8 protein-coding genes are annotated in these 10,348 nt (G+C 71.7%); 5 read left to right on the forward strand and 3 right to left on the reverse strand.

Features of this window, described 5'->3' with window-relative positions; all coding sequences use genetic code 11:
- Positions 1–28 precede the first annotated feature (28 nt).
- From M8C13_RS04800 to M8C13_RS04820, 5 genes are all read left to right on the forward strand, one after another.
- Complete coding sequence (locus M8C13_RS04800) at positions 29–1,267, forward strand: galactokinase (RefSeq protein WP_252479226.1); 1,239 nt, start codon at positions 29–31, stop codon at positions 1,265–1,267.
- 117 nt (positions 1,268–1,384) lie between these two features.
- Complete coding sequence (gene galE / locus M8C13_RS04805) at positions 1,385–2,344, forward strand: UDP-glucose 4-epimerase GalE (RefSeq protein ID WP_252479227.1); 960 nt, start codon at positions 1,385–1,387, stop codon at positions 2,342–2,344.
- Between the two features lie 3 nt (positions 2,345–2,347).
- Positions 2,348–2,968: a flavoprotein gene (locus tag M8C13_RS04810; protein ID WP_252479228.1), complete on the forward strand. Its 621-nt coding sequence runs from the start codon at positions 2,348–2,350 to the stop codon at positions 2,966–2,968.
- A 585-nt stretch (positions 2,969–3,553) separates the two neighbouring features.
- Positions 3,554–4,096, forward strand: coding sequence for a hypothetical protein (locus M8C13_RS04815; protein WP_252479229.1), 543 nt, complete (start codon positions 3,554–3,556; stop codon positions 4,094–4,096).
- The gene (locus M8C13_RS04820) at positions 4,096–4,329 is read left to right on the forward strand and encodes a helix-turn-helix transcriptional regulator (protein WP_252479230.1); all 234 of its coding nucleotides are present in this window, start codon (positions 4,096–4,098) and stop codon (positions 4,327–4,329) included. Before M8C13_RS04815 ends, M8C13_RS04820 begins: the two co-directional genes overlap by 1 nt.
- A 221-nt stretch (positions 4,330–4,550) precedes the next feature.
- Here the strand turns inward: M8C13_RS04820 and M8C13_RS04825 are convergent, their stop codons facing one another.
- The 3 genes from M8C13_RS04825 to M8C13_RS04835 all read right to left on the reverse strand — a co-directional run bounded on the left by M8C13_RS04825 (position 4,551) and on the right by M8C13_RS04835 (position 9,953).
- Positions 4,551–5,669 (reverse strand): DUF4192 domain-containing protein, encoded by a 1,119-nt coding sequence (locus M8C13_RS04825; protein ID WP_252479231.1) that lies wholly within the window; start codon positions 5,667–5,669, stop codon positions 4,551–4,553.
- 197 nt (positions 5,670–5,866) lie between these two features.
- Complete coding sequence (locus M8C13_RS04830; protein WP_308202764.1) at positions 5,867–9,226, reverse strand: phosphodiester glycosidase family protein; 3,360 nt, start codon at positions 9,224–9,226, stop codon at positions 5,867–5,869.
- 208 nt (positions 9,227–9,434) lie between these two features.
- Complete coding sequence (locus M8C13_RS04835; protein ID WP_252479232.1) at positions 9,435–9,953, reverse strand: M23 family metallopeptidase; 519 nt, start codon at positions 9,951–9,953, stop codon at positions 9,435–9,437.
- Between the last annotated feature and the right edge of the window lie 395 nt (positions 9,954–10,348).

A 10,348-nucleotide genomic window follows, 5' to 3' on the forward strand; every position in this document is an offset into this window, starting at 1 on the left:
GCCCCCGCTTCTCATCCATGGAGTACGTGTGAACCAGGCCCAACGGGCGGCGGAGGAGTTCCGCGCGCGCATCGGCGAACCCACCGGCGTGTGGTCGGCCCCCGGTAGGGTGAACCTGATCGGCGAGCACACCGACTACAACGACGGATACGTGCTCCCCTTCGCCATCCCGCACCGCATCGCGGTGGCCGGCGCCGCCCGCACCGACGGCCTGCTCCAGGTGGCCACCCTCGGCGACGACGGCAAGCTCAACCAGGCCGACCCCGTCCCGGTAGCCGACCTGACCCCGGGCAAGGTCACCGGCTGGGCCGCCTACCCCAGCGGCGTGGCCTGGTCCCTGCGCGAGAACGGCATCCCGGTCACCGGCGCCACCCTGCTCATCGCGGGCGACGTCCCAGCTGGCGCGGGCCTGTCCAGCTCCCACGCCCTGGAATGCGCCACGGCCCTGGCCCTGCTGGACCTCTCCGGCCACCCCGCCGTCCCCGGTCCCAGCAACTCCGCCGTTCCTGGCCCCGGCCACTCCCCCGGCCAGCCCGCCTTCTCCGGCGGTCTCGCGCCCGACCTGCCCACCCTCGCGCGCTGGATCCAGCGCGCCGAGAACGACTTCGTCGGCGCCCCCACCGGCCTGCTGGACCAGACCGCCTCCCTGCGCTGCGTCGAAGGCCACGCCCTGTTCCTGGACGTCCGCTCCGGCGAGACCGAGCAGGTCCCGTTCAACGCCGCCGCCAGCGGCCTGGAGATCCTGGTCATCGACACCAGGGCCAGCCACTCGCACACCGACGGTGGCTACGCCGCCCGCCGCGCGGGCTGCGAGGAGGCCGCCCGGCTGCTCGGCATCCCCGCCCTGCGCGATGTCTCCCTGGACGGCCTGGCCGAGGCCGAAGCCGCCCTCCCGGAGAACCTGCGCCCCCTGGTCCGGCACATCGTGACCGAGAACGCCAGGGTCCTGGCCGCCGTCGACCACCTGCGCGCGGGCGACCTCGCCGAGATCGGCCCGATCCTGACCGCCTCGCACGCCAGCATGCGCGACGACTACCGCATCTCCTGCCTGGAGCTCGACGTCGCCGTCGACTCCGCGCTCAAGGCAGGCGCCCTGGGCGCCCGGATGACCGGCGGCGGCTTCGGCGGCTCCGCGATCGCCCTGGTCCGGGTCGAGGACGGCGAGCGCGTCCGCGCCGAGGTCACGGCCGCCTTCGCCGCGCACAAGCTGACCCCACCACGCCTGTTCAGCGGCGTCCCGGCCGCGGGCGCGGGCCGCGACCAGTAACCGTGTCACCGGGTGAGGAAGCCACTTCGCTAGGTTGACCTGGTCGGCGCCCGCGCGGACATCACCACCCCACGGGCCGCCGACCAGCAGTTTTCTCCCACAGGAAGGTTGGACGTAGTGAGGCTTCTGGTCACGGGCGGCGCCGGTTACGTGGGCAGCGTGTGCGCCGCCCGGTTGGTGGAGTCCGGACATGAGGTGACCGTGGTGGACGACCTGTCCACCGGCCACGCCGACGCGGTGCCCTCCGGCGCCCGGTTCGTGCAGGGCGACATCGGCGAGGTCGCGGGCACCCTGCTCGCCGAGGGCTTCGACGGCGTGCTGCACTTCGCCGCCAAGTCCCTGGTCGGCGAGTCGATGACCGACCCGGCCAAGTACTGGCAGGGCAACGTGGTGACCTCGCTGAAGCTCCTCGACGCGATCAAGGAACACGGCACCCCCCGCCTGGTCTTCTCCTCCACCGCCGCCACCTACGGCGAGCCGAAGGAGGTCCCGATCCAGGAGACCGCCCCGACCAGCCCGACCAACACCTACGGCGCGAGCAAGCTGGCCATCGACCACGCGATGACCTCCTACGCCGCCGCGCACAACCTGGCCGCGGTGAGCCTGCGCTACTTCAACGTGGCCGGCGCCTACGGCCAGTTCGGCGAGCGCCACGCCACCGAGACCCACCTGATCCCGCTGGTGCTCCAGGTCGCCCTGGGCCAGCGCGAGCAGATCCAGGTCTTCGGCGACGACTGGCCCACCGAGGACGGCACCTGCGTCCGCGACTACATCCACGTCGTCGACCTGGCCGACGCCCACCTCCTCGCGCTGGAGCACGCCACCCCTGGCGAGCACCGGATCTTCAACCTGGGCAACGGCACCGGCTTCTCGGTCCAGCAGGTCATCGAGACCTGCCGCGCCGTCACCGGCCACCCCATCCCCGCCAAGATCTCCCCCCGCCGCGCGGGCGACCCCGCGGTGCTCATCGCCGCCAGCGACCGCGCCCGCGAGGACCTCGGCTGGAAGCCCCAGCGCGCCGACCTGTCCGGCATCGTCGCCGACGCCTGGGCGTTCACCAAGGCCCGGAACAGCTGACCAGTGCCTGACACCCCCGCCCCCGCCACCCCGGCGGCACCCACACCCGACCCCGCGGCCCGACCGGCCGCACCCGTGGGCTCGCCGGACGCGCCAGCGCCCGCCCAGCACGCGCCTGTGGTCGGCTTGGTCGTCTCCGGGGCAGGCGGGGCCGAGGGGCTGCTCGACGGCTTCGTCCGCCCAGCCCTCGCCCAGGGCTGGCGGGTGGCCATCACCCTCACCCCAACCGCCGCCAGGTGGTTGGAGGCGGCCGACCTCATCACCCCACTGGCAGACCTCACCGGCCTCCCGGTCCGCTGGGCCGCACGCCTGCCCACCGAACCCAAGCCACATCCCCCGGCCGACTGCTACGCAGCCGCCCCGGCCACGGCCAACACCATCGCCAAGCTGGCCCTGGGCCTGTCCGACAACCAGGCCCTCACCCACCTGTGCGAAGCGGTCGGCATGCCCAGCACCCCGGTCATCCTGCTGCCCAGAGCCGCCGTGGACGCCACCCGCCACCCGGCCTGGCCGGGTCACCTGGACCGCCTCCGCGACGCCGGCGTCCGGGTCCTGCCCACCGCCAGCGGCCCAGCCATCCCTTGGGACCAGGTCCTGGCCGCCGTGGCCGCCGAGCTCAGCTAGCCCCAGTCCGCGGACGACTTCCCCGCGCAGGCTGTTCCCGGCGGAAAGCCCGTCAGCGCGGAATGCCACGGTCAGGCACTCCTGGCCGTAGGACCCGGCGACGTTCACCGCTCGCGCTCACCGCTGCCTGGAGCCGACCTCCGACACAGTGCCGGGTGGGGTGAAGCCGTTGGCGATCGGCTCGCGCGACGCGACACCGAAGCGGAACGCGCGGTGTGCGACAGCGGCTGGCCTGAGCTGAGTCGATCAGCGCGACCGCCCAGGTGTGATGGATCCGCGGGATGTGACGCCGTCGCGGCGGATACCTCCTCTCTTCAATCCACAGTGGACAGACACGGACGTCGGAGTGTCCTGGGCACGGCGGGGGCACAACACCGTGCCCAGGACGCGAGTGCTGGGGCGGCACTCGACGGGGTTCGAGTGGCGGGCTTGGGATCACCTCCGGGAGTTCGGCGTGGGGCGGGCGAGGACTGGGCTGGCCGGACGCAGCCGCGTGATTTATCGTGAATCGATAAATCGAGGGGGTTGGGACGCGTGGAACAAGGGGTTGTGGGGACCGGTTCGCCGACTCGATGGTTGCGGGTGGTGGCGGTGCTGGCGGCGTTCTTGGGCGTCGCGCGACTGGCCGGGGTGGTCGTCCAGTTGGCGGTGGGACAGGACGGGGTCCAACTGACCGTGCTCGCCGCCGCACCGGAGGGGCTGGCACCGGGTTTTCGGGTTGGTGGCGGAGTGATCACCTTCCTTGGTCGGGACGGCTCAGCGGAGTTCTTCTGGTTGGCGCTGCTGACCTGGCTGCCGTACGCGGTGGTGGATGTGGTCGTGCTGTTCCTGGTGGCGCGGGTGGTTCGTCAGGCCAACGTGGGTGAGCGGCCCCTGTTCGCCGCTACCACGGCCCGGTCGTTTCGGCGCATCGGTTTCCTGTTGCTGCTCGGCAATCTGGTCGCCGGTGTGCTCGATTCGCTGGGGCGATCCGCGCTCACCGGGGTGGTGCTGACCGGACCGTCGATGTTCCAGTGGCCGGACGGCCGGGCGATCGCCTGGGCACTGGTCGGTCTGGTCGGGCTGGCGGTCTCGGAGATCGTCTGGCGTGGTGTGGTGTTGCGCGAGGAAGTGGAGGGCACTGTCTGATGTCGCCAGCCGAGCTGGTCGAGGGCCATCGGGTCGAGGTTCTGCTGGACGAGCTGCTGGAGCGCCGGGGTATGACGCTCACCGAGCTGTCCCAGCGGGTTCAGATCAGCATCGTGAATCTCTCCAATCTCAAGACCGGGAAGGCCAGGGCCATCCGGTTTTCCACGCTGACCCTGCTGTGCGAGGCGTTGCGGTGTCAGCCAGGCGAACTGTTGCGGTACCGGGATCGGTGAACCCTCCGGTGGACGGCCGAGCGGGTTCCGGTGTCGGCGGGTTGGGTTGTTGCCGTTGGGACGACGGCGGTTGAGGTGAGCTGTCCTGGCTGGAGCCGCTGGGCTGGACGGTTCCCGGGAGCGGCTTCCAGCCGAAATCGTTGTGGCGCAATGGAGCGGTGTTCAGCTGAGCCATTGGACCGCTGTCGGTGGGGTCGGCCGACGGCGTGCCCGGGATCGGCTCAGTCGGACGAGGTCGCCTGCGTGGGGATGAGCAGGTCCATACCGGGCCGCTGGGAGTTGTTGATGGCGGCCAGCACGTCCTTCGGGGGCAGTCCGGCGTCGATGGCGCGGCCGAGCAGGGAAGCCAGCATGTGACCGGGCTGCGCCTGCTCCGCGCGTTCCAGGGCGATGTTGGCCAGCACCCCGTCACCGCGGTGGTAGGCGGCGAAGGCGAGCAGTGTCGCCGGTTCGGCGCATTCCGGGGCCGGGGTCTCGCGGGTCAGCTCCAGCCACAGGCGTTCGGCGGCCTGACCGCTCTCCTTTCCCAGGGTCATGGTGAGCGCCACGTCCCGGACCCGGTGGTCGTTGAGGGCGATGGCGAGACGTACCACGAGATTGTCGGTGATCTTGAACGAGCCGTCCGCGATGTTCTTCAGCTCGGCCTGGATGGCGCGGATACCGGCCCCCGCGGTCGGTATGCCGCCGGGGACCGTGTTGTCCGCGTGCCAGTCGAGTCGGCAGCTCCGGCGTTTCAGCGCCCCCTCCTCGCCCCGCAGGCTGTTGACCAGCGTCTCGCGCGAGTCGTAGGTGACACCGCCCGAGGCGACGGTGGCCACGTTCAGCAGTGAGACGTCCGGGTCCGGGACAGCGCCGGTGAGGTCGGGGTGTTCGTAGTCCTGCCAGAAAGCGTTGTGACGGGTGTGTTCCGCCCAGAGCGATTCCATGACCTCGACGCCTTGCTTGTGCAGTACCTGGGTGAGGGCGAGGACCAGCGCGCGACGCGGCGGCCGGGTGGGCAGGGCCACCACGGGCGCGGGCTCACCGGGATCCGTTGGCGGCGCAGGTGTTCGGGTGCCACCGCCGATGACGCAGAGCTGCACGGCGGTGGCCCCGCTGCTGAGGATGTTGTCGCACACGAACGCGATGAGGTCTTCCTCGTCAGCCGCCTCGGGCAGCGGCGCGCGCAGGACGCGCTGGATCTCCAGATCGTCGCTGTTGGCGAAGTAGAGGACCACGAGCGAGTCGTCCGGGTGGTAGCCGATGAGGGGTGGGAGGGCGGCGATGACGTCACCGGGTTCCCGGAGCTTCACGGTTGTCGGTCGGGATGGGCGGAGTGGGGTGGCTGTGGCGGTGGTCATGGGTCGAGATTGGCGGGAGGGCGGGTGGGAAGGGAACTGGCGCGGCGGGGGGCTGTGGACAGGTGGCTGATTGTGGATAGGTCGCGATCTTGGAGGTGGATTGGCGCGGAGGTGGGGGCGGAATGGTGTATAGGGCTGGCTCGGCGTGCGGTGGTGCGAGGCCGAGCCAGCCCTGGAGGTCGCTGGATGCGGCAGGGTCAGCGGATGGTGACGGGGGTGCTGGTCGCGGTGGTGTTGACGGTCAGCGTAAGCGTGGCGGCGCCCGGACGCAGGGCGGTGAGGGTGTTGGTCGCCGGATCGAAGGCGGCGATGTGCGTCGGCCCCGCCGTCGCCGGTGGGCCCAGGTGCAGGGCCGGACTCGCGGTGTAGGTCGTGGCGATGGGGTAGCCGATCGGGAACGTCCGCGCGCCCTGGCGCAAGGCTGGGGTCAGCCGGTGACTGGTTCCCGGGGTCAGCGTGGCCGGGATGTCCAGGACCAGTCCGTCGACGTGCGGGCGCTGTTCGGCCTGAACGGGACTGCTCGCGGCCGGATCGACGCGGAGCAGGGTCCAGCCGGTGAAACCGCCGTCAGCGGGTGCCGCGGCCGGTGCCTTCCCCGAGTTGCCGTTGATCAGGTAGGGCACGCCGTCGCGCCTGGTCGCGTGGAACAGGCCGGCGTGCGAGGCCACCGAGACAGCCGGTTTCCCGGTCTCCGCCCGGAAGTCGGACAGCCAGGTGGTCAGCAGGTTCGCTTCCTTCGGGTCGGACAGCTCGGAGGCGCCTGAAGGGGTCGGGTCGTCGACCGGGTGGTGCATCGCGACCAGGACCGACTTGACGTTCGCATCGCCTGCCGCGCTGTCCAGGGCGGTGCGCAGCGCTCGCAGCTGGTCGAAGCCGCCTGCGCGGAGCGAGCCGAGCGCGGAGTCCAGCAGGATCAGCCGCAGGCCGTTCTTGTCGACCACCCGATGGGTCGCGCCGAAGTGCTTGCGGAACTCGGAAGTGTCGCCCGGGCCGTAGGTCTCGTGGTTGCCTGGCAGGTAGAACCACGGAATCCGGTCGCCCAGCTCGCTGTCCAGGATCTGCCGCGCCAGGGCCATGTCGGCCGGGAGGGCGCGGTCGACCAGGTCGCCGTTGATGAGCACCACGTCGGGCCGGGCGGCCAGCGCCTCGCGGAGGGTGCGCCTGGCCTGCGCCACCAGCGGACCTTCGGGGGCGTCCGCGGTGAACTGGGCGTCGCTGACGACCGCGACGCGCACCGCGCCCGGCCGGGGTTCCAGCGTGCCGGTGCGGATGATCGCCGGGTCCTGGGGCGCGGGGTCGACGGGAACGGTGATCGGCACGGCCGCCTGCGCGGTGAGGCCGGAGAAGGCGATCTTGCCCTCGTACTGCCGTTCGCGGTCGGTTTCCACTACGTAGAGCCGTTGCAGGCGGAGCTGGCCGGTCAGCGCGGGCGGGATCGGGGCCTCGACGTAGCGCCAGCCGGTCCAGTCGACCTGGCGGGCGAGGTCGATGACCGTGGGTGTGCCCGCGGCGTCCAGCACGGTCATCCGCAGCCACACCTTGCTGTTGTCACCGTGTGCCCACACACCCAGCCGCTGGGTGCCCGGCGGCAGACCGACGGGCGGGTCGGCGTTGAGGTAGGCGGCCCGGGTCGCGGTGGTGCCGGTCAGCCGGTAGTTCAGGCTGACCGCCTTGCCGCCATCGCGGCCCGGCACCAGGGAGAGGTCGGCGCCGACCACAGCGGGGAAGACGCTGGCCTGCCAGCCGGTCAGGTCGTCCATTGTGGACACCACGCGCGGGCTGACGCCGATGGTCACGCCGAGGTGCGTGGTCAGGCCACCCACCTTGGCCTTGACCACGGTGGCGCCGGACCCGGTGACGGCCGCGGCGACAAACCCGTTGCGGTCCTTGCTGATCTGCACCACTCGCTGGTCGTACTCGAGGGTCACGTCAGCCGGTTCGAGCCAGGTGCTGAAGCCGTCGGCGTCCTGCCCCAGGATCTGGAACCGGCCGCGCGCACCCAGTCCGGACAGGGCGACGCGCTCGGTGTCGGAGTCGATGCGGGCGGCTTTACCCAATACGGTGAAAGTCGCCGATCCCTTGGCAGAACCCCGGGAAGCGGTCACAGTCGCCTTCCCGGAAGTGCTAGCGTGGAACACATCCCGCGACACCTTCCCTGCTCGTGTTGGGGTAACACGCCAGGTCGGTTCACCGGGTACAGGGGCACCAGTCTCGTCGTGACCATGGGCAGTCACGGCACGGGTCTGACCGGCAAGCACTCGGTCGGCCGCACCGGCCCGGACAGCCGGTTCCACGCGGAAGGCGGTCAAGCGGCCGCTGCCGCGATTCGCGGTCAGGCCGATTCCGTTGGGCACCAAGCGTTCGCCACCATCGGAGGGCTGGTTGTGCACGCCGGCGGCGCTGTCGCCGGGACGGCGGGCCAGCAGCGTGGACGAACCGCCGCCGTCCAGGTTCAGGGCGTCATCGGCGCCGAACGAGCGCAGGAGCTCGGCGAGCTCGCGTTCGGTCATGCCTCGGCTGTCGGCCTGCCTGCCGTCGACCGTCACCATCCACAGGCGACGGCCTTCGGCGGAGAAGCCGATGGCGGTGCGTGGGTGCATGGTGGTGTCGTCGAGGTTCTGAACGACACCGTCCCGCACCAGCACCCGGTTGCCGCCGACCGCGGCGATCGGCAGTGGGCCGTCGGTGCGCGGCTTGTAGGCCACCTCGACCCGCTGGCCCGGGACGAGAGCGGCCAGGCGTTCGGCGCCCGCGTCGACGCCGAGCAGGTAGGCGGTGTTGGCCGGGATCGGTCCCTCCCCCGGGGCGGGGCGGACCGCGGTCACCACACCGTCGCGCAGCTCCACCTCGGTCACCTTGGACGCGGTGCCCGTGGCGGTGCGACGGGAGGCGTGGCCCCACAGCGCGGTGAACACACCGACGCCGTTGGCCGCGATGACCGGTGAGTTCAGGTTGGTGCCGGTCAGCCGGGCGCCACCGGGCAGGGTGACGGTCGCGTCGAGGAACACCTCGGCGAGGCGGCCCAGGTCGGCGGGGCCGATGGCCGCGGTGAGGTTGTGGCCGGCGGCCGGGGCGTGGCGCAGCGTGCCCGCGTCCATGCCGACGCCGAGTGGGGCGCCGGTGGCGTTGATGTCGAAGAAGTCGCCGTTGACGCCGGCGACCACACCGCGGGCGGCGGCCTGCTCGGAGAGCGGGCTGCGCGCGGCGACCACGCCTGGACTCAGGTAGGCCGGGCGCAGGGTGCCGCGGCCCAGGTCGGCGGTCAGGACGTCGCCGCGGATCCAGCCGCGGGCGTCCAGGCGGTCGAACTCGGTCAGGTCGAGGCCGGGGGCGACCGGCGAGGTCACCTCGGCCACCGGCAGGGCGTCCACCCGGGGCGCGGCGGTGGTGAGGGTGCTGACGCCGCCGTCGGCGGTCGAGGCAGCGGGCGCGTCCTCGATCGGGCGTGGTCCCAGCGGTGCGGTGACGCCGCCCCGATCGGCGATGGCCGGGACGGGGACGGCGGTGGTGAGGGCGAGGGCCGACAGCAGGGCGACGGTGGCGCGCAGGGCTCGCACGGCGACCTCCGGATCAGGACGGACATCGAGCTCGGTGAATTGCCAACAGAAAGGACAACGCACCTGGAGGAAGTTTGACTAGCCGCCAGATGGACGCCGGATGACACGCCCAGAAAAAGGCGGACCTCCCGGCCCAGGGGGGTGAAGACCGGGAGGTCCGTAGGTGGCGCGCACTCTGGGGGGCGATCTGGCGCGCCACGTCAGGGGGTCAGCAGTTGCGGCTGGTGTAGCTCCGCGTGCCGTAGTACAGGGCGGTGGCGCCGTTGAGGACGATGCGGACGGCGGCGCCGTTGAGGCGCTGCTCGTAGTGCAGGTGCGCGCCGGTCGAGCCGCCGGTGTTGCCGACGTTGCCGATCTGCTGGCCACGCGTGACCCGCTGGCCGACGCTGACCCGCTGCGCCGACAGGTGGGCGTACCGGGTGCGCCAGCCGGCACCGTGGTCGATCTCGATCCACCGGCCGTAGCTGGTGGAGCCGGTGTTGCCCACGACCGTCACCGTGCCGGCGGCCGAGGCGTCCACGATGTCTCCTTCGTCGTTGGCGCGGTTGAAGTCGAGGGACAGTTGCGGGTTGTGGTTGGTGCGGGTCTGCCCGGACCAGACCTGCCCGCAGGGGAACGGCATCTGGAACGCGGGTGCGGCGCTCGCCGAACCCGTGCCGACCACGACGGTCAGCACCGGGGCGACGACAGCTCCGGCGAGCACCGCGGCAAGACGCTTGCTGGACATATGACCTCCGCAGGGGTGAGGAGGTCACAGGACAGCAGCGGCTCGTACAACCCGCCTACAAACCATATACAAACTGCGGCGATTATTGGTTGAGAATTCTCGAAATCGGTTCAGACGACTTGATCACCACTGGTTGCGACGTTTGGGGGCGGCCGGGCGGCGCGGACCAGGCGGGACCGGGGAGACCGGCTGCGGGCCGGGAACGGAAGCCGGCCGCAGCCGGGACTGGGGTGCGGGGCAAAGGGAGGCAGGCGGGCGAATGCGCGAGGCCGGGGAGCCGGGACGACTGGGCGGGGCCGACGGCCTGGCCCCAGAGCGGGGCGGAGCGGAGCGAGGCGAGGGCGAGGCGAGGCGAGAGCGAAGGCCGGGCCGGGCCAGGGCGAGGGCGAAGGCCG

The sequence above is a fragment of the Crossiella sp. SN42 genome (assembly GCF_023897065.1).
In the GTDB taxonomy this organism is placed as follows: domain Bacteria; phylum Actinomycetota; class Actinomycetes; order Mycobacteriales; family Pseudonocardiaceae; genus Crossiella.

What these genes read in the sequence shown, in the direction of transcription:
- M8C13_RS04820 (WP_252479230.1), top strand. Translation starts at nt 4,096, where the DNA reads ATGTCGCCAGCCGAGCTGGTCGAGGGCCATCGGGTCGAGGTTCTGCTG.
- M8C13_RS04825 (WP_252479231.1), bottom strand. Translation starts at nt 5,669, where the DNA reads ATGACCACCGCCACAGCCACCCCACTCCGCCCATCCCGACCGACAACC.
- M8C13_RS04835 (WP_252479232.1), bottom strand. Translation starts at nt 9,953, where the DNA reads ATGTCCAGCAAGCGTCTTGCCGCGGTGCTCGCCGGAGCTGTCGTCGCC.